The organism is Pseudomonas sp. NPDC079367 (assembly GCF_044542195.1).
Lineage (GTDB): Bacteria > Pseudomonadota > Gammaproteobacteria > Pseudomonadales > Pseudomonadaceae > Aquipseudomonas.
On the sequence record NZ_JBITTW010000054.1, the window covers coordinates 1 to 18,993 of the forward strand.

The following is an 18,993-nucleotide window of genomic DNA, read 5'->3' on the forward strand; positions in this document are numbered from 1 at the left end:
GGTTTCCCCATGTGAGAGTAGGTCATCGTCAAGATTAAATTCCGAAACCCCAATTGCGTAAGCAGTTGGGGTTTTGTTTTGCCTGCGAGAAAGTTCTTACAGCCTTTGCAGACGTCATCCGGCTGCCACAACCGGCCGACAATGCTAAGGTTCTGCCTCAGCTTTTGTGTTTTTCCAAGGAATCCATATGTCGGACGCCCAGTCCCTCAACGCTGCATTCATGGTGGTTCAGAGCAACAGTCTCGATGAACTGCGCAGCCTTGTGGTCAGCATCATGCGCCGCTACCCACTGGCACCCCTGGAAAACGAAATCGCTCTGGTGCAAAGCAACGGCATCGCTCAGTGGCTCAAGCTGGCACTGGCCGAGGATCCTGAAGAAGATGATCTCGGTGGATGCGGTATAGCTGCGGCAATTGATGTGCAATTGCCCGGCAGTTTTATGTGGCAGCTCTATCGCATGGTGCTGGGACGAGAAGAGATTCCGGCGAAATCACTGCTCGATAAGGCCCCGCTGACCTGGCGCCTGATGCGCCTCTTGCCACAAGTAATCGACCGCCCGCATTTCGAGCCGCTGCAACGCTTTCTCACCCACGACAGCGATCTGCGCAAGCGCTATCAATTGGCAGAGCGTCTGGCCGATTTGTTTGACCAATATCAGGTGTATCGGGCCGACTGGCTGGAAGATTGGGCGGAAGGCCGGCATCAACTGCGCAATGTCAGAGGTGAAATCAAGCCGCTGCCGCCGACCAGTTGCTGGCAGGCAGAGTTGTGGCGAGCACTGCTGGATGATGTCGGCGAACAAGGTATGGCGCAGAGTCGTGCTGGGGTACATCAACGCTTCATGGAGCGCATCAACATACTCGACAAGGCACCGACGGCGCTGCCGCCGCGCGTGATCGTCTTTGGTATTTCTTCGTTGCCTGCGCAGGTTCTTGAAGCACTCGCCGGTTTGGCGCGCTTCAGCCAGGTACTGCTTTGCGTACACAATCCTTGCCGCCATCACTGGGCCGATATCGTCGCCGACAAGGACCTGCTGCGGCATCAATACAAGCGGCAACAGCGCAAAAGTGGAATGCCCGTCGTGCTTGATGCCGAGACCCTGCATCAGCACGCACATCCGTTGCTGGCCGCTTGGGGCAAACAAGGTCGCGACTATATCAACCTGCTCGACAGCTACGACGACCCCAACAGCTACCGTGCAGCCTTTCGTGACGGCCGCATCGACCTGTTCAGCGAAGCCCAGCCCCACAACATGCTTAATCAGCTGCAGGATGACATTCTCGAGTTACGTCCACTCAACGAGACACGCGATCTCTGGCCAGCGGTCGATGCGACGCAGGACCATTCAATACGCTTTCACATCGCCCATAGCGCTCAGCGCGAAGTCGAAATCCTGCACGATCAACTTTTGGCGCGTTTCAGCGCCGACCCACAACTGCGCCCCCGCGACGTAATTGTCATGGTTCCTGAAATCGACAGCTATGCGCCGCATATCCGTGCGGTGTTCGGTCAGCTTGATCGCCATGATTCGCGCTTCATTCCGTTCACTTTGGCAGACCAGGGCCAGCGTGGACGCGATCCTTTATTGATCGCGGTCGAGCACCTGCTCAAGTTACCCGACAGCCGTTTCCCGGTCAGTGAGATCCTTGACCTGCTCGATGTCCCGGCCCTGCGTGCTCGCTTTGGCGTAGAGGAACGCGACCTGCCAACTCTGCATCGCTGGATCGAAGGCGCCGGTGTGCGCTGGGGCATGAGTGCCGAGCAACGGGCCGGTCTCGGTTTGCCTGAAGAGCTGGAGCAGAACAGCTGGCATTTCGGCCTGCGCCGAATGTTGTTGGGCTACGCCGTCGGCAGCGCTGAGGGATGTGCAGGCATCGAGCCTTACGATGAAATTGGTGGGCTTGATGCTGCCCTGATCGGGCCACTGGTTGCACTGCTGGATGCCTTGGAAATCGCTCATCAGCAACTCACGCAACCGGCTCAACCGAGAGAGTGGGGGCTGCGCTTGCAGGCGCTGATGCAGGTATTTTTCGAGGCCAGCAACGAGCACGACGACTACCTGCTGACCCAACTGGAAGAACTTCGCGAAACCTGGCTCGGCACCTGCGAGGCGGTCGGTTTGATTGACGAGTTGCCACTGACTGTCGTTCGCGAAGCATGGCTCGCCGGGCTGGATCAGGGGCGTTTGTCGCAACGATTCCTCGCCGGTGCGGTGAATTTCTGCACCTTGATGCCGATGCGCGCCATTCCTTTCAAACTGGTTTGTCTGCTGGGCATGAACGACGGTGATTATCCCCGCGCGCAGCCACCGCTGGACTTCGACCTGATGGGCAGCGATTACCGCCCGGGCGACCGCTCGCGGCGGGAAGATGACCGCTATCTGTTGCTTGAAGCGCTGTTGTCCGCACGCACTCAGCTCTATATCAGTTGGGTCGGTCGCAGCATCCGCGACAACAGCGAACGACCTGCCTCAGTGCTGATCGGCCAGTTGCGCGATCACCTCGCCAGCGGCTGGCGTTCAGTCGATGCGAGCCAGGATCTGCTAGAGGCGCTGACCGAAGAACACCCTTTGCAGCCTTTCAGCGTCCGCTATTTCCACGAAGGCGAGCAACTGTTCAGCTATGCCAGCGAATGGCAAGTGTTGCATCAAGAGGAAGCGCAGCAAAGCGAGGCGCGGTTACTTGAGCCGTATGTTCAAGAGGATCCGCTGACGCTGGCGTTGCTCCAGGATTTTATGCGTAACCCGGTTCGACATTTTTTCACTCAACGACTCAAGGTCTATTTCGAGGCCGCACAAGCGCCGTTAGCCGATGAAGAACCATTCGTGCTGGACGCGTTGCAGCGCTACACGCTGAGCGACAGTTTGCTGGAAGCCGCACTCAGCCAGCCGCACGATGTCGATCAAGCGCTGCAAGCCCGAGCGCTGCGTCTGCAAAACAGCGGTTTGTTGCCGATGGCCGGTTTTGGCGAGTGTCTGCAACGCGAGTTGATCGAACCGCTGCCGGATCTGCTGCAGCGGTATCAACAGTTGCTGACGTTATGGCCGACGCCATTGAACAGTGCGATCCCGGTCAGTTTCGACTTGCGGGGTTTGCGTCTGGAAGGCTGGCTCTCGAGCCTGCACCAACGAGCCGATGGCGGCCTGCTGTCAGTCACGGCCATTCCAAACAGCATCGGCTCGATCAAAACACGCAAGTGGCATCGGCTGACCAAACCTTGGGTCACCCATCTGGTCGCCTGCGCCAGCGAACATGCGTTAACCACGGCATTGGTGGCGAGTGACGACACTTTGTTGCTGGAGCCAATGGAGCGCGACCGAGCGCTGCATTTGCTCGGTGACCTGCTTCTCGCCTGGCAATCCGGCATGCGCCAGCCCTTACCGATTGCGATAAAAACCGCATTCGCCTGGCTGTCGCAATCTGATCCGGTCAAAGCCGAAGCCGCTGCCCGAAAAGCCTACGAAGGTGACGGTCAGACCAGCGACGGCGAGCGTCGTGAAAGCCCGGCGCTGCTCCGGCAATATCCCGACTTCGGAGCCCTGTCAGCAGACGAAACCTTCACCGGTTGGTGCGACGCGCTGTACCGCCCGTTATTCGAAGCGCCCTGGCGTTCCTTGTCCAGCGAAGGCGCACGCCCATGAGTACGAAGACACCGTTGGCTCTGGCATTCCCGTTGCGCGGCAGTCAGTTGATCGAAGCAAGCGCCGGCACCGGCAAAACCTTTACGATCTCGGCGCTTTATCTGCGGCTGATTCTCGGCCATGGCGGCGAGACAAGCGGTTTCGGACGCGAGTTGCTGCCGCCGCAAATCCTTGTAGTCACGTTTACTGACGCTGCCACCAAGGAGTTGCGTGAACGTATTCGGACACGCTTGGCCGAGGCCGCGCGTTTTTTTCGTGACGAGATTCCCGCGCCTGACGGACTGGTTGCCGAACTGCGCGATCAGTTCAACCCGCCGCAATGGCCGGGCTGTGCCAACCGCCTCGATATCGCCGCGCAATGGATGGACGAAGCCGCTGTCTCGACCATCCATAGTTGGTGTCAGCGCATGCTGCGCGAGCATGCGTTCGACAGTGGCAGCCTGTTCACGCAGTCGCTGGAAACCGATCACAGCGATTTGCTCGGCGAGGTGCTGCGCGATTACTGGCGGCTGTTCTGCTACCCGATGCAGGGCGATGCGCTGAATTGGGTGCGCAGCAACTGGGGTGGCCCTGCGGCGTTGTTGCCTCGCGTACGCGGCTTGTTTGCCTCCGAGCGTGACACCGATGAAGGCAAGGGCCCGGCGGAGCTGATCGCCGAATGTATGCTGGAGCGCCGAGCTGCGTTGGTCGAGCTGAAAATGCCTTGGCGTGACTGGGCAGACGAACTGCTTGTCCTGTGCCATGAGGGCGTCGCCAGCAAAGCCGTCGATGGCCGCAAGATGCAGCCGCGATATTTCGAGCCCTGGTTCGAGAAACTCAAGGCCTGGGCCGAAGACGAGTCCCTAGAGCAGTTGGACATTGGCACCGGCTTCACCCGACTGACACCCGACGGCATGGCCGAGGCATGGAAGGGCCAGGCCCCCAGTCATCCGGGGCTGGACGCCATGGCCGGACTCAAATCGAGCCTCGACGCTTTGCCGACGCCCGACGCTGCGGTTCTGCAACACGCTGCCAAGTGGGTGGGCGCGCGTTTTGAGGAAGAGAAGCGCCGTCGCGCGGAAATGGGTTTCGACGACATGCTGCTGCGCCTGGATGCCGCGCTGCAATCGGAGGGCGGCGAGCGCCTGGCGACGCTGATCCGCGAGCAGTTTCCGGTGGCGCTGATTGACGAATTCCAGGACACCGATCCGGTGCAATACCGCATCTTCGAGAGTATCTATCGCATCGAAGAGAACCACCCTGATACCGGCCTGTTCCTTATCGGCGATCCCAAACAGGCGATCTACGCCTTTCGCGGGGCCGACATTTACACCTACTTGCGCGCACGCCAGGCCACAACCGGCCGCTTGCATACGCTCGGCACCAACTTCCGCTCCAGCCACGGCATGGTCAAAGCGGTCAATCACGTATTCGAACGCGCCGAGTCCCGAGAGCAGGGGCGCGGCGCGTTTTTGTTTCGCGATAAAACCGGCGATAACCCTGTGCCGTTTCTACCGGTGGAGTCTCAAGGACGCAAGGAAACGCTGCGGATTGCCGGGTATGACATCGCGGCGCTGAACGTCTGGCTATTGCCCAGCGAGCAGCCGCTGTCCAGCGCAGTCTACCGCCAGCAAATGGCTGCAGCCTGCGCCAGTGAAATCACCAGGTTGCTCAATGGCGGGCAAACCGGCAGCGCTGGTTTCGTCCAGGCAGACGACTTCAGAGGTTTGCGTCCTTCTGACATCGCGATCCTCGTCCGCGACGGTAAAGAGGCCCAGGCCGTACGCTCCGAACTTGCCGCCAGAGGCGTGCGCAGCGTTTATCTGTCGGACAAGGATTCGGTCTTCGCCGCGCAAGAGGCGCATGACCTGCTGGCCTGGTTGAAAGCTTGCGCCGAGCCCGATGTCGAGCGTTCGCTCAAGGCCGCGCTGGCCTGCACCACACTGAACCTGCCGCTGATCGAGCTGGAACGCTTGAACCAGAACGAAATGGTCTGGGAAGCCCGGGTCATGCAATTTCGCGGCTATCGCGAGCTCTGGCGCAAACAGGGCGTGTTGCCGATGTTGCGACGCCTGCTGCACGATTTCCACTTACCGCACACTCTGATGCAGCGCAGTGATGGCGAGCGCGTGCTGACCAATCTTTTGCACCTTTCGGAACTGATGCAGCAAGCCGCCGCTGAACTGGACGGTGAGCAAGCGTTGATCCGTCATCTGGCCGAGCTGCTGGCAGTCTCCGGTCAGGCGGGCGAAGAGCAGATCCTGCGTCTGGAAAGTGACGAGCAACTGGTCAAGGTGGTGACCATCCACAAATCCAAGGGCCTTGAATATCCGCTGGTATTTTTGCCATTCATCTGCTCGGCGAAACCTGTGGATGGCAGCCGTTTGCCGCTGCATTACCACGACGCTTCAGGCAAGGCGCAGATCAGCCTCAAACCGACCGTCGAGTTGATAGCCCAGGCAGATGATGAGCGTCTGGCCGAAGACTTGCGTCTTCTGTATGTCGCATTGACCCGGGCGCAACATGCCTGCTGGTTGGGCGTCACTGACCTCAAACGCGGCAATAACAACAGCTCCGTGCTGCACCTTTCTGCGCTGGGTTACTTGCTGGGCGGCGGTGCCGGTCTGCGCGAATCCAGTGAACTGACCCACTGGCTGCAAGAGCTGCAGCAAGACTGCCCGGCCATCGGCATCGGCGAAATGCCTCAGCCCACTGACGAGCATTATCAGCCGCCGCGCACGCAAACAGTCCTGCGAGCCACGCTACGGCCCAAGCGCAAAGCCAGTGAAAACTGGTGGATCGCTTCCTATAGCGCTTTGCGCATCAGCGACGTATTGAGTGTCGGCAGCGATGAAGCACCGGACAGTCCGCAGGCGCAAAAGCTTTTTGACGACGAGCGCCTCGACCCCGATGCACCCCGAGAAATCGTCAGCGGTGGCGCCGATATTCACCGGTTTCCTCGCGGACCGAATCCTGGCACTTTTTTGCATGGTTTGCTCGAATGGGCGGGCGCTGAAGGTTTTGCGGTTACCCGAGAGGCGCTGGAAGATGCGATTGCCCGGCGCTGCAATCTGCGCGGCTGGCAAGGCTGGATCACCACGCTGACTGACTGGCTGCAGCATTTGCTCAAGTCGCCATTGCCGGTCACTGGAGGGCAACCGTCAGTGGTTCTTGAGCAGTTGAAGCAACACCGTGTCGAGATGGAGTTCTGGTTCGCCAGCCATAAAGTCGACGTGCTCAAACTCGACGAACAGGTGCGCCAGCACACCCACAATGGCGTTGCCCGCGTTGCGGCGGAGCCGGTGCAGCTCAACGGCATGTTCAAGGGATTTATCGACCTGACATTCGAGCACGCCGGCCGTTATTACGTCGCCGATTACAAATCCAATTGGCTCGGCATGGATGAGCAGGCCTACACCGAACAGGCCATGGAGCAGTCGATTCTCGACAACCGTTATGACCTGCAATACGTGCTGTATCTGTTGGCGTTGCACCGCCAACTCAAGGCTCGCTTGGCGGATTACGATTACGACCGCCACGTCGGCGGGGCGCTGTATTTGTTTTTGCGCGGTACACGTGCAGAGAGTCGCGGCGTGTACTTCGTGCGTCCGCCAAGGGAGTTGATCGAACGCCTCGACCGGATGTTCCAGGGCAAACCCGAGCGCAGGTCCGAACCCGCCTGGGAACAGGGAGTCCTGCTATGAACCGCACCTTCGCCGATCTGCTGCCGACACCACTGGAAGCTGACAGTCTGTCGAAACTCTCGCCACTGGCCCGCGCCGATGATTTGCTGTTGTTGCTGAGTCGTTGGGTCGAGCGCGGCTGGCTGCGCGCGCTGGACCGAGCCTTTGTCGCTTTCCTGCATGAGCTCGAGCCCGAGACCGATCCGCTGGTGCTGCTCGCGGCGGCGCTGACCAGCCACCAGCTCGGCCATGGTCATGTGTGTCTGGATCTGTTCGAAACCCTCAAGGCGCCGGATTTTGCATTGTCATTGCCACCCGAAGGCGATGTGCAGGGCGGTGTGTTGCTGCTGCCTTCACAACTGCTCGAAACGCTCGATGGAGCCCATTGGTGCAAGGTGCTGGCAAGCAGCTCGCTGGTCGCGCTGGCCGCTGATGCGAGTGAAACGGCGCAGACACGTCCGTTGGTGTTGTCCTCGAAACGCCTGTACTTGCGCCGCTACTGGACCTACGAACGCCGCATCGATGCAGCGTTGCGCCAACGCTTGTTGCAACAAGAGCCGACGCCGGATGATCTGCCGCAGCGTCTGGATGAATTGTTCGGCGGCGCGGAATCCGCAGTTGTCATCGATTGGCAGAAACTCGCCTGTGCTCTCGCTACGCGCAGCGCCTTCAGCATCATCACCGGCGGCCCGGGCACCGGGAAAACCACCACGGTGGTGCGCCTGCTCGCACTGCTGCAGGCACCGGCCGTCGAGGCTGGCCAGCCGTTGCGTATTCGTCTGGCCGCACCGACCGGCAAGGCCGCCGCGCGCCTGACCGAGTCGATCAGTCAGCAAGTGCAATCGCTGCAAGTCGCCGAAGCGGTGCGCGTGGCGATCCCCAGCGATGTGACCACCGTGCACCGATTGCTCGGCAGCCGACCGGGCACCCGGCATTTCCGTCACCATGCCGGCAACCGCCTGCCGCTGGATGTGCTGGTGGTCGATGAAGCGTCGATGATCGATCTGGAAATGATGGCGAACTTGCTCGACGCCATGCCGGCGCATGCACGGCTGGTGCTGCTGGGCGACAAGGATCAGTTGGCGTCGGTCGAGGCCGGGGCGGTGCTGGGCGATCTTTGCCGTGACGCCGAGGGCGGTTGGTACAGCCCGCAAACGCGGCAATGGCTGGAGTCAGTCAGTGGCGAGTCGTTGCTGGACAGCGGTTTGCATGAAGACCACGATGGCGCCCATCCGCTGGCGCAACAGGTCGTGATGCTGCGTCACTCGCGCCGCTTCGGCGAGGGCAGCGGCATCGGTCAGCTTGCGCGTCGGGTCAACCAGCAACTGGCCGAGGAGGCGCGACAGCTGCTCATCGCCGGCGGCTACGACGACGTGTATTCACTGCCGCTCAAAGGTGAGCACGATCACAAGCTCGAACGGCTGTTATTAGACGGTCACGGTAACGGCCCGCAAGGTTATCGCCATTATCTGAGCGTGCTGCGCGATCAACGCCCGCCATCGACGCGGACACTGGAGCATGCGGACTGGACCGATTGGGCGCGTGAAGTTTTACAGGCGTTCGACACGTTCCAGTTGTTGTGCGCCGTGCGCAAGGGCCCGTGGGGTGTAGAAGGCCTGAACCAGCGCATCACGGCGGCGTTGCTCAAGGCGCGTCTGATCGAAAGCGATCAGCAGTGGTATGAAGGTCGCCCGGTGCTGATGACCCGCAACGACTATGGTTTGGGCCTGATGAACGGCGACATCGGCATTGCCCTGAAACTGCCCGAGAGTGAAAGCGCAGAGATTGGCAAAACTGTTCTGCGCGTGGCATTTCCTCGCAACGACGGTCAGGGCGGCGTGCGTTTCGTGTTGCCGAGTCGGCTCAATGACGTCGAAACCGTATACGCCATGACAGTGCACAAGTCCCAGGGTTCGGAGTTCGCCCATACGGCGCTGATCCTGCCGGATGCGCTGAACCCCGTGCTGACGAAAGAGCTGATCTACACCGGAATCACTCGCGCGCGGCACTGGTTTACCTTGATCGAGCCGCGTGCCGGCGTGTTTGAGGAAGCGGTGCAGCGCAAGGTCAAGCGTCTGAGCGGGCTGATGCTGGAACTGGAAGAGGGCGCCCAGCCTCAGGGATGAAGCGCTGGATGATCGGCAACGATTACTGACCAGTCGGTCAGGCGAGCGCCTCGCTGGCGTTTCGGCGCTGTGCTATCGTTGCGGCATCATTTCGTTACGCTTCAAGAGAATTCCTGCATGAAGGTGGCCGTCCGGACGACAGAGCGTGTGGTTGCCTGCCAGCGGGCATTGCTGATCGTTTTGCTCTGGTTGCTGACGGGCAACGCCATCGCACAAGCGCAAACCGGGCCGGCCGAGCAACGGGCCAAAGCCGTGACGCAAGTCGTCCTTGGTATCCTCAGTTATGCCCGCTGGCCAGTGGAACCGGTGCAGTTACGCCTGTGCATTGTCGGCCCCACCGAATACACCGATGACCTGGTCAAAGGCACCACGCAAGCCACTGGCCGGCCGGTGGCTGTGCGTCGTCTGCTGGCGGACAACCCGGCCATCGTCAGCGAATGCGACGCGGTGTACATCGGCAAGCTCACCGCCGCTGAACGCAGTCGCCTGTTCGCATCGTTGATCGGGCATCCGGTGCTGAGCATCAGCGAAGCGGACGATCAATGCACCGTTGGCAGTCTGTTCTGCCTGCGCGTCGGCGATGAGCAGGTGTCGTTCGAGGTCAATCTCGACTCGGTCGCTCGCAGCGGCGTACGCATTCATCCCAGCGTGCTGCAGTTGTCCCGTCGCAAAGCGGCAGCGCCATGAAGCTGTTCAGTTGGAAGGCTCGCCCGACTCTTGGCTCGGTCATCGGCCGTGGGCATCTGATTGTCGCGCTGATGGCGGTGGCGATGGCCAGTATTTCGCTGACCTTGCTGGGTTTGCTGGCGCTGCGGGTATACGCCGATCACAACCTGCATTTGATCGCCCGTTCGATCAGCTACACCGTCGAAGCGGCTGTGGTGTTCAATGACAAAGCAGCGGCAACCGAGGCGCTGGCGATCATCGCCTCCACCGAAGAAGTGGCGGATGCCCGAGTGCTGGACGCGCAAGGCCAATTGATTGCCCAATGGCAGCGCGCCGAGACCGGCCTGTTCTCCGAGCTGGAAATGCAGATCACACGCGCCATTCTGGAAAAACCGGTCAGTTTGCCGATCGAGCATCAGGACCGCGAAATCGGTCGGGTCCTGCTCATCGGTCACGGCGGCAGCCTGATGCGTTTCCTGCTCAGTGGCCTGGCCGGAATTGTACTGTGCACCGCGATCAGCGCCTGGGTCGCGCTTTATCTGGCGCGACGGCAACTGCGCGCAATCATTGGCCCATTGCACAGCCTCGCCTCCGTCGCACACGCCGCGCGCAGCGAGCGGGCACTGGATCGGCGGGTGCCGCCGGCGCAAATCGCCGAACTGGATAATCTGGGCAACGACTTCAATGCCTTGCTCGGCGAACTGGAGTCCTGGCAAACCCATCTGCAAAACGAAAACGAAACGCTCGCCCATCAAGCGACCCACGACAGTCTCACCGGGTTACCCAACCGCGCGTTTTTCGAAGGACGTTTGATCCGTGCCTTGCGTAACAGCAAAAAACACGATGAGCGGGTGGCCGTGCTGTTTCTCGACAGCGACCGCTTCAAAGGCATCAACGATAACTTCGGCCACGCCTCGGGCGACGCAGTGCTGGTGGCCATCGCCAATCGCGTGCGAGCGCAATTGCGTGAGGAGGATCTGGTCGCTCGGTTGGGTGGGGATGAGTTCGCCGTGCTGCTCGCGCCGCTTCACGCGATTGAAGACGCTGAGCACATCGCTGACAAGATCCTCGCCAGCATGGACATGCCGATCACCCTGCCGGGCGATACCAGTGTGGTGACCTCGCTCAGCATCGGCATCGCCGTTTACCCCGATCATGGCGCCACGCCAGGGACCTTGCTTAACGCAGCCGACGCGGCGATGTATCAGGCCAAGCGCCTGTCGCGCGGCGCGCAATTTACGGCCGGGTCGGAGCGCCCGGTCGATTCCGTTCACACCAGGAGCTGATGTCCGTGTTCACTCTTCCCGTTCGACTGTTTTCCGTTTTGCTGTTGATAGCCGCGCTGACGCTGAGCGGTTGCCAGACCAGCCCAAAGAAAGGCCTGACCCCCGCGCAGGTCGCCGTGCTCAAACAGCAGGGTTTCGAGTTGACCGACGATGGTTGGGAGTTCGGCCTGTCGGGCAAAGTGCTGTTTGGTAGCGATGTCGAAAGCCTGAATGCACCCAGCACGGAAATCGTCGAACGCATCGGCAAGGCGCTGCTTGGCGTGGGTATCGAGCGCGTTCGGGTCGATGGCCACACCGATGCGTCGGGCAAGGAAACCTACAATCAGCAACTGTCGCTGCGCCGGGCCAAGAGCGTTGCCAACGTCCTCGGCACGGTCGGCATGAAGCAGGAGAACATCCAGCTGCAAGGCCTGGGCAGCAGCGAGCCGGTGGCTTCCAACGACACCGCAGCGGGGCGTACGGAAAACCGCCGGGTGTCGATTGTGGTCAGCGCCGATTAATCGGCAAAGCGCATCTCCCGCGTTTCGCCCATCAACAACGCCTGATTGCGCTCAGTCACCTCACGGATGTAATCCCACAACAACGTAATCCGCTTGAGCTTGCGCAGATCCTCCCGGCAGTACATCCAGAACTGCCGTGTGATGTCGATTTCCTCCGGCAACACCGGCAGCAATCGCGGATCCTGTGCAGCGAGAAAGCACGGCAGGATCGCCAGCGAGCGCCCCTGCTGCGCGGCGACGTATTGCGCGATCACGCTGGTGCTGCGCAAATGTGCGCTGGCGCCGGGCACCACGTTGGCCAGGTAAAGCAGCTCCGAGCTGAACGCCAGGTCGTCCACGTAACTGATGAATTGATGCTTGCTCAAATCCGCTGGGCGGCGGATGGGCGGGTGTTTGTCCAGATAATCCTGGGTTGCGTACAGCTGCAAACGGTAGTCGCAAAGTTTGCAGCAGACGTACGGCCCGTGCTCCGGCCGCTCAAGAGCAATGACGATGTCGGCCTCGCGCTTGGACAGGCTGATGAAGTGCGGCAGCGGCAGGATGTCCACCGAGATAGCTGGGTAGGCGTCGACGAAATGGCTCAGCTGCGGGGTGATGAAAAAACTGCCGAAGCCTTCGGTGCAGCCCATGCGCACATGCCCGGACAGAGCCACGCCGGAGCCCGAGACTTGCTCGCAGGCCATGTGCAACGTGCTTTCGATCGACTCGGCATAGCCGAGCAAGCGCTGACCCTCTGTGGTCAGGACGAAACCGCTGGTGCGGGATTTTTCGAACAGCAATGTACCGAGCGCTGCTTCCAGCGAACTGATCCGGCGCGACACCGTGGTGTAGTCGACGGCCAGCCGTTTGGCGGCGGTACTGGCTTTGCGGGTGCGGGCGACTTCGAGGAAAAACTTCAGGTCGTCCCAGTTCAGCGAGCCTAGCGAGGTGATGTTTTTTTGCATGATGGACGGGCTTATATGTGCGTTCTTATTAGAAGTTTGCACATCTATACTCCAAAAACCGTCCGACAACCATTCTGGACACACGCCTCATCTCAAGGCGAACCTTTCGCCTTGGCTCCTACGATAAAAACAAGTTCTGGAGACCAGCATGAACGCATCGCTTACGCCCAACGACACCACACTGCAAAAGGTAAAACTGCTGATCGACGGCGAGTGGGTTGAGTCGCAGACCAGTGAATGGCACGACATCGTCAACCCGGCGACCCAGCAAGTGCTGGCCAAAGTACCGTTCGCCACCGCCGCTGAAGTCGATGCCGCCGTCAGCGCCGCCCAGCGTGCCTTCCAGACCTGGAAACTGACCCCGATCGGCGCGCGGATGCGCATCATGCTCAAGCTGCAAGCGTTGATTCGCGAACATTCCAAACGCATCGCCGTGGTGCTCAGCGCCGAGCAAGGCAAAACCATTGCTGATGCCGAGGGCGATATTTTCCGTGGCCTGGAAGTGGTCGAGCACGCCTGCTCGATCGGCACCCTGCAAATGGGCGAGTTCGCCGAGAACGTCGCTGGCGGCGTCGACACTTACACCCTGCGCCAGCCGATCGGCGTCTGCGCCGGCATCACGCCGTTCAACTTCCCGGCGATGATTCCGCTGTGGATGTTCCCGATGGCGATCGCCTGCGGCAACACCTTCGTGCTCAAGCCGTCGGAGCAGGATCCGCTGTCGACTATGCTGCTGGTGGAACTGGCCATTGAGGCTGGCGTTCCGGCGGGTGTGCTCAACGTGGTTCACGGCGGCAAGGATGTGGTCGATGGTCTGTGCACGCACAAGGACATCAAAGCCGTGTCGTTCGTCGGTTCGACCGCTGTCGGCACCCACGTTTATGACCTGGCCGGCAAACACGGCAAACGCGTGCAATCGATGATGGGCGCAAAAAACCACGCCGTGGTACTGCCGGACGCCAATCGCGAGCAAGCGCTGAATGCCTTGGTCGGTGCCGGTTTCGGTGCGGCCGGGCAACGTTGCATGGCCACGTCGGTGGTGGTGCTGGTCGGTGCCGCAAAACAGTGGCTGCCAGACCTGAAAGCGCTGGCGCAGAAACTCAAGGTCAACGCCGGCAGCGAGCCGGGCACCGATGTCGGTCCGGTGATTTCGAAAAAGGCCAAGGCGCGAATTCTTGAGCTGATCGAAAGCGGCATCAAGGAAGGTGCCAAGCTTGAACTGGACGGTCGCGACATCAGCGTGCCGGGCTACGAGCAAGGCAACTTTGTCGGCCCGACCCTGTTCTCCGGTGTGACCACCGACATGCAGATCTACACCCAGGAAATCTTTGGCCCGGTGCTGGTGGTGCTCGAAGTCGATACCCTCGATCAAGCGATTGCGCTGGTCAACGCCAACCCATTCGGTAACGGCACTGGCCTGTTCACCCACAGCGGTGCGGCGGCGCGTAAATTCCAGACGGAAATCGACGTCGGTCAGGTCGGTATCAACATCCCGATTCCGGTACCGGTACCGTTCTTCAGCTTCACCGGCTCGCGCGGTTCGAAACTCGGCGACCTCGGCCCGTACGGCAAGCAAGTGGTGCAGTTCTACACGCAGACCAAAACGGTCACGGCGCGCTGGTTCGACGACGACAGCGTCAACGACGGCGTGAACACCACCATCAACCTGCGCTGAGGGTTCGATCATGAAAATCGCATTTATCGGGCTGGGCAACATGGGCGCGCCGATGGCGCGCAACCTGATCAAGGCCGGCCACTCGCTGAATCTGGTCGACCTGAACAAAACCGTGCTGGCGGAACTCGAGCAACTGGGTGGCACCATCCGCGCTTCAGCCCGCGAGGCGGCGGAAGATGCCGAACTGGTGATCACCATGCTCCCGGCGGCTGTACACGTGCGCAGTGTCTGGCTGGGTGAAGAGGGCGTGCTCGCCGGCATTCGCCAAGGCGTGCCGGCGGTGGATTGCAGCACCATCGATCCGCAGACCGCGCGCGACGTAGCGGCCGCAGCGGCCAAACACGGCGTGGCCATGGCTGATGCGCCAGTGTCAGGTGGCACCGGCGGTGCTACGGCCGGGACGCTGACCTTCATGGTCGGCGCTACCCCGGCGTTGTTCGCGACCCTGCAACCGGTGCTGGCGCAGATGGGCCGCAACATCGTGCATTGCGGTGAAGTCGGCACCGGCCAGATCGCCAAAATCTGCAACAACCTGCTGCTGGCGATCTCGATGGTCGGCGTCAGCGAGGCGATGGCTTTGGGCGATGCGCTGGGCATCGACACCTCGGTGCTGGCCGGGATCATCAACAGCTCGACCGGCCGTTGCTGGAGTTCGGAAATGTACAACCCGTGGCCGGGCATCGTCGAGACGGCGCCGGCCTCGCGCGGATATACCGGTGGCTTCGGGGCGGAGTTGATGCTCAAGGATCTCGGTCTGGCCACAGAAGCGGCGCGGCAGGCGCACCAACCGGTTGTGCTCGGCGCGGTGGCGCAGCAGTTGTATCAGGCGATGAGTCAGCGTGGTGATGGCGGTAAAGACTTCTCGGCGATCATCAACAGCTATCGCAAACCACAGTAGAAGGCCTTGGTGAAAAACCTGTGTGAGCGAGCCTGCTCGCGAAGACGGCGTCTGTATCAATAGATAATTGATTGACAGTCCGCTTTGGCGGGCAAGCTCGCTCCCACATTGGGATCGTGGTGGTATGAATATCATTTGCCGGGAAATCACGTCGGGTGATTCCCCGGCTTTTTTGCATCAGGCGAACACGAAATACTTGCGCACGGTCTCGACCACTTCCCACGTGCCCTTCATACCCGGCTCAACCACGAAGATATCGCCGGCGCGCAGGTGGATCGGCGCCATGCCGTCCGGGGTGATCACGCAGTAGCCTTCCTGGAAATGGCAGTATTCCCACTTCACATAATCGACGCGCCACTTGCCCGGCGTACAGATCCAGGTGCCCATGATCTTGCTGCCGTCTTCGCTGGTGTACGCATTGAGGTTGACGGTGTGCGGGTCGCCTTCGAGTTTTTCCCACTTGCAGGCGTCGAGTACCGGCAGCGGGTGAGTGTCGCGCAGAACGGTGATTGGGGCGGTCGCGGTCATGGGAACTCCGGTCAAGTGGACTTGAAAATCGAAGTTGCACCCTATAGCGCCCGGTCGCCGTTCAGTTGTCTGGGGTCGACATCGGAGTGCTCAGAAACGCGCGCATTGATGAGCGCTTGTAACAACGCCTGGGCATAACCCGGCAGTGCCGCGAAGTCTCTTGTGCAGAGCAATAACCTGCGGCGCGCCCATGGCTCGTTGAGAGTCACGCACTCGAACCGATCGCCCCTCGCGCGTTCGACAGCGGCCAAGGGCACGATGGCCAGTCCGGCGCCTCGGGCGACCATGCGCATCGCGCCATCAAAGCCATCGGCGCGTATGCGCACCTGCATCCGTGCGCCGCTGTGCAGCGCCTGTTCTTCCAGATAAATCGCCAATGCGCTGTCGGCACTCAGTCCGACAAAGTCATGCTGCAACGCGTCGCTGAAGCTGACCTCGGCGGCATCAGACAGCGGGTGATCGAGCGGAAGAATCAACACCAGCGGATCGTCGCGAAACGCCTGAGTCTGTAAGCCGTTTGTGTCGACCGCGTCGGAGACGATGCCCAGATCCGCTGCGCCTTCACGCAAGGCATGGGTAATTCGCGCGCTGGGTAATTCCTGCAGATCAATGTCCAGATTGGGATGGTTGCGCAGAAAGTCCGCGAGCACTTCCGGCAGGTACTCGGTGATCGCCGTGGTGTTGCACAACAGCCGCACCTGGCCTTTGACGCCTTGCGCATAATCGGCCAGATCCTGCTGCATGCGTTCGGCCTGTTGCAGAAGGATGCGCGCATGGCGGGCGAGGGCTTTGCCGGCGGGCGTCGGGGTGACGCCACGGCGGCCGCGTTCGAGAAACTCGGCGCCCAGCGAGGCTTCCATCGCGCGGATTCGGGCGCTGGCGGCAGCGAGGGACAAGTGACTGCGGGCGGCGCCGGCGGTGATATTGCCGGTGTCGAGGATGTGCAGGTAGAGGCGCAGGTCGGTGAGGTCGAAGTGCATGGGGTTTGCCTGTGGATTGTGGTGGCTTGCCGCGATGAGGTCAGACGCATCAATGCAAAGTTCAGCCTCCTGTCCTGACAGAGGCAGGCTCAGTATATGGCAGATTTTCATCCAGCCCGGATCAGTGCACATTATCCCCATGCACACACTCACCAACTTTTACCAAAACCTCGGCCTGACCCTGTCTCTATTGGTCATCGCTACTTTCCTGCTCGCCGGCATGGTCAAAGGCGTCATCGGCCTCGGTCTGCCCACTGTCGCCATGGGCCTGCTTGGTCTGGCTATGGCGCCGGCGCAGGCAGCTGCATTGTTGATCATCCCCGCTACCCTGACCAATCTCTGGCAACTGACCTTCGGCGGCCATCTGAAAAGCTTGATGAAACGCCTCTGGCCCATGTTGCTGATGATTTTCCTCGGCACCGGACTCGGCATCCTCTGGATCGGTCTGTCCGGCGGGCACTGGGTGGTGCGCGGACTCGGCGCGGCGCTGTTGCTGTATGCGTTGAGCGGATTGTTCCTGCCCACGCTACAGGTCAAACCCGAGCATGAATCGTGGCTTGGCCCGCTGTCCGGCCTGATTACGGGCGTCATCACCTCCGCCACCGGCGTCTTCGTGATTCCGGCGGTGCCGTACCTGCAAGCACTGGGGCTGAGCCGCGATGAGCTGGTGCAGGCGCTCGGCCTGTCCTTCACGGTTTCGACCCTGGCGCTGGCGCTTGGGCTGCTCTGGCACGGCGCACTCGGCGGTGGCGAATTGAGCGCCTCGCTGCTGGCGCTGATCCCGGCCATGCTCGGCATGTGGCTTGGCCAATGGCTGCGCCAGCGCATCAGTGCCGTGCTGTTCAAGCGTGTGTTCTTCGTCGGACTGGGCGCGCTCGGCGCCCATTTGCTGATCAGCGGCTAGCCGACGATTCGCTGAGCATGTCGATCGGGCGGATATCGAAATCTTGCTGCAGATATTCCATGCGTTTGGCGAAGAACTCCGTCATGTGCGGCAATGCCGAGTGCTCATCCAGATGCGCCTGGCTGGCCCAGATCTCGTAGAAGATAAACAGCGTCGGATCCTGCTGGTCGCGCAGCATGTGGTACTCGATGCAGCCCGGTTCGGCGCGGCTCGGCTCGACGTAAGCACGGAACAGCGCTTCGAATTCAGCGGCTTTTTCCGGGCGGGTCTTGGCGTGCAGGATGAAACCCTGGCGTTCACTCATCACAACTTCCTCAAAAGCAGAAAGCGGCGATGCTACGGCAACAATTGGTGATCGATTCGTGCGTTTTGATCAAATGTATTTTGCGCCGATGTGGCTGTTTCCGCGCGAGCTCGATGGTTAATCTGCCGTCATTCCAATTCCTGTTTCAATCCAGCCTCAAAGGCTGCGCCGAGGTTTTTTCGATGAAAAAAGTCCTGCTGCTCAATGGCGGTAAAAAATTCGCCCACTCCGATGGCCGCTACAACACCACCCTGCACGAAACCGCGCTGAGCGTGCTCGATCGCGGCGGTCTCGACGTCAAGACCACCTTCATTGATGAGGGCTACGACGTGGCCGAAGAAGTGGCGAAATTCCTCTGGGCCGACGTGATCATTTACCAGATGCCGGGCTGGTGGATGGGCGCGCCGTGGACGGTGAAAAAATACATCGACGAAGTCTTCACCGAGGGCCACGGCAGCCTCTACGCCAGCGACGGTCGAACCCGCTCCGATGCCTCGCAGAAGTACGGCAGTGGCGGTCTGATTCAGGGCAAGCAATACATGCTGTCACTGACCTGGAACGCACCGCAGCAAGCCTTCGATGATCCGACGGATTTCTTCGAAGCCAAGGGCGTGGATGCAGTGTATTTCCCGTTCCACAAGGCCAACGAATTCCTCGGCATGACCGCGTTGCCAACCTTCCTTTGCGTTGACGTGATGAAGCGTCCGAATATCGAAAATGATGTGGTGCGTTATGAGCAGCATCTGACTGAGGTATTGGGCCTCAAGGATTGATGGGTTTCGGGCTACTATCCGGGTAACAGCAAAAGATCGCAGCCTGCGGCAGCTCCTGCAGGGGGGATGCCGACTGGCTGCGATCTTGGCGATTTCAAAGAGGGTAT

14 protein-coding genes are annotated in these 18,993 nt (G+C 60.6%); 10 read left to right on the top strand and 4 right to left on the bottom strand.

Annotated elements, in window-relative coordinates; all coding sequences use genetic code 11:
* Window positions 1–187 precede the first annotated feature (187 nt).
* The 6 genes from recC to ACIGDJ_RS26405 all read left to right on the top strand — a co-directional run bounded on the left by recC (window position 188) and on the right by ACIGDJ_RS26405 (window position 11,880).
* Entirely contained in the window at window positions 188–3,640 is a 3,453-nt protein-coding gene (gene recC, locus ACIGDJ_RS26380; RefSeq protein WP_397478791.1) for an exodeoxyribonuclease V subunit gamma, read from the top strand.
* Entirely contained in the window at window positions 3,637–7,323 is a 3,687-nt protein-coding gene (gene recB / locus ACIGDJ_RS26385) for an exodeoxyribonuclease V subunit beta (protein WP_397478792.1), read from the top strand. Before recC ends, recB begins: the two co-directional genes overlap by 4 nt.
* Window positions 7,320–9,428 (top strand): exodeoxyribonuclease V subunit alpha, encoded by a 2,109-nt coding sequence (recD, locus tag ACIGDJ_RS26390; RefSeq protein WP_397478793.1) that lies wholly within the window; start codon window positions 7,320–7,322, stop codon window positions 9,426–9,428. The genes recB and recD overlap by 4 nt, the downstream gene beginning before the upstream one ends.
* A gap of 117 nt (window positions 9,429–9,545) precedes the next feature.
* Window positions 9,546–10,115, top strand: a complete 570-nt coding sequence (locus ACIGDJ_RS26395; protein WP_101158189.1) for a YfiR family protein — start codon at window positions 9,546–9,548, stop codon at window positions 10,113–10,115.
* Window positions 10,112–11,380: a diguanylate cyclase domain-containing protein gene (locus ACIGDJ_RS26400; protein WP_101158187.1), complete on the top strand. Its 1,269-nt coding sequence runs from the start codon at window positions 10,112–10,114 to the stop codon at window positions 11,378–11,380. Before ACIGDJ_RS26395 ends, ACIGDJ_RS26400 begins: the two co-directional genes overlap by 4 nt.
* Window positions 11,380–11,880, top strand: a complete 501-nt coding sequence (locus ACIGDJ_RS26405; RefSeq protein WP_178081169.1) for an OmpA family protein — start codon at window positions 11,380–11,382, stop codon at window positions 11,878–11,880. The genes ACIGDJ_RS26400 and ACIGDJ_RS26405 overlap by 1 nt, the downstream gene beginning before the upstream one ends.
* Here ACIGDJ_RS26405 and ACIGDJ_RS26410 read toward each other — a convergent pair.
* Window positions 11,877–12,824 (bottom strand): LysR family transcriptional regulator, encoded by a 948-nt coding sequence (locus ACIGDJ_RS26410; protein ID WP_312995014.1) that lies wholly within the window; start codon window positions 12,822–12,824, stop codon window positions 11,877–11,879. The genes ACIGDJ_RS26405 and ACIGDJ_RS26410 overlap by 4 nt on opposite strands.
* 148 nt (window positions 12,825–12,972) lie before the next feature.
* On the opposite strand from ACIGDJ_RS26410, the gene ACIGDJ_RS26415 reads away from it, so the two are divergent.
* Together ACIGDJ_RS26415 and mmsB are read left to right on the top strand one after the other, a co-directional pair.
* A complete protein-coding gene (locus ACIGDJ_RS26415; RefSeq protein ID WP_397478794.1) occupies window positions 12,973–14,499 on the top strand; it encodes a CoA-acylating methylmalonate-semialdehyde dehydrogenase in 1,527 nt (508 codons plus the stop codon).
* A 10-nt stretch (window positions 14,500–14,509) separates the two neighbouring features.
* A complete protein-coding gene (gene mmsB / locus ACIGDJ_RS26420; RefSeq protein WP_101158181.1) occupies window positions 14,510–15,397 on the top strand; it encodes a 3-hydroxyisobutyrate dehydrogenase in 888 nt (295 codons plus the stop codon).
* Window positions 15,398–15,574: 177 nt separating this feature from the next.
* Here the strand turns inward: mmsB and ACIGDJ_RS26425 are convergent, their stop codons facing one another.
* Entirely contained in the window at window positions 15,575–15,925 is a 351-nt protein-coding gene (locus ACIGDJ_RS26425; protein ID WP_016770579.1) for a cupin domain-containing protein, read from the bottom strand.
* Window positions 15,926–15,966: 41 nt separating this feature from the next.
* Complete coding sequence (locus tag ACIGDJ_RS26430; protein ID WP_101158179.1) at window positions 15,967–16,905, bottom strand: LysR family transcriptional regulator; 939 nt, start codon at window positions 16,903–16,905, stop codon at window positions 15,967–15,969.
* 139 nt (window positions 16,906–17,044) lie between these two features.
* Between ACIGDJ_RS26430 and ACIGDJ_RS26435 the strand changes: the two genes are divergently transcribed.
* Window positions 17,045–17,809 (top strand): sulfite exporter TauE/SafE family protein, encoded by a 765-nt coding sequence (locus tag ACIGDJ_RS26435; protein WP_101158177.1) that lies wholly within the window; start codon window positions 17,045–17,047, stop codon window positions 17,807–17,809.
* Here ACIGDJ_RS26435 and ACIGDJ_RS26440 read toward each other — a convergent pair.
* Window positions 17,799–18,113: a putative quinol monooxygenase gene (locus ACIGDJ_RS26440; RefSeq protein ID WP_101158175.1), complete on the bottom strand. Its 315-nt coding sequence runs from the start codon at window positions 18,111–18,113 to the stop codon at window positions 17,799–17,801. The two genes, ACIGDJ_RS26435 and ACIGDJ_RS26440, sit on opposite strands and share 11 nt — an antisense overlap.
* A 182-nt stretch (window positions 18,114–18,295) precedes the next feature.
* Here ACIGDJ_RS26440 and ACIGDJ_RS26445 point away from each other — a divergent pair, with 182 nt between their 5' ends.
* The gene (locus tag ACIGDJ_RS26445; protein ID WP_101158173.1) at window positions 18,296–18,886 is read left to right on the top strand and encodes an NAD(P)H-dependent oxidoreductase; all 591 of its coding nucleotides are present in this window, start codon (window positions 18,296–18,298) and stop codon (window positions 18,884–18,886) included.
* Window positions 18,887–18,993 lie beyond the last annotated feature (107 nt).

Bases quoted from the DNA above. Each gene is read 5' to 3' on its own strand.
- mmsB (WP_101158181.1), top strand. From the start codon at position 14,510: ATGAAAATCGCATTTATCGGGCTGGGCAACATGGGCGCGCCGATGGCG.
- ACIGDJ_RS26410 (WP_312995014.1), bottom strand. From the start codon at position 12,824: ATGCAAAAAAACATCACCTCGCTAGGCTCGCTGAACTGGGACGACCTG.
- recD (WP_397478793.1), top strand. From the start codon at position 7,320: ATGAACCGCACCTTCGCCGATCTGCTGCCGACACCACTGGAAGCTGAC.
- recB (WP_397478792.1), top strand. From the start codon at position 3,637: ATGAGTACGAAGACACCGTTGGCTCTGGCATTCCCGTTGCGCGGCAGT.
- ACIGDJ_RS26435 (WP_101158177.1), top strand. From the start codon at position 17,045: ATGCACACACTCACCAACTTTTACCAAAACCTCGGCCTGACCCTGTCT.
- ACIGDJ_RS26440 (WP_101158175.1), bottom strand. From the start codon at position 18,113: ATGAGTGAACGCCAGGGTTTCATCCTGCACGCCAAGACCCGCCCGGAA.
- ACIGDJ_RS26430 (WP_101158179.1), bottom strand. From the start codon at position 16,905: ATGCACTTCGACCTCACCGACCTGCGCCTCTACCTGCACATCCTCGAC.
- ACIGDJ_RS26415 (WP_397478794.1), top strand. From the start codon at position 12,973: ATGAACGCATCGCTTACGCCCAACGACACCACACTGCAAAAGGTAAAA.
- recC (WP_397478791.1), top strand. From the start codon at position 188: ATGTCGGACGCCCAGTCCCTCAACGCTGCATTCATGGTGGTTCAGAGC.
- ACIGDJ_RS26395 (WP_101158189.1), top strand. From the start codon at position 9,546: ATGAAGGTGGCCGTCCGGACGACAGAGCGTGTGGTTGCCTGCCAGCGG.
- ACIGDJ_RS26445 (WP_101158173.1), top strand. From the start codon at position 18,296: ATGAAAAAAGTCCTGCTGCTCAATGGCGGTAAAAAATTCGCCCACTCC.
- ACIGDJ_RS26400 (WP_101158187.1), top strand. From the start codon at position 10,112: ATGAAGCTGTTCAGTTGGAAGGCTCGCCCGACTCTTGGCTCGGTCATC.
- ACIGDJ_RS26405 (WP_178081169.1), top strand. From the start codon at position 11,380: ATGTCCGTGTTCACTCTTCCCGTTCGACTGTTTTCCGTTTTGCTGTTG.
- ACIGDJ_RS26425 (WP_016770579.1), bottom strand. From the start codon at position 15,925: ATGACCGCGACCGCCCCAATCACCGTTCTGCGCGACACTCACCCGCTG.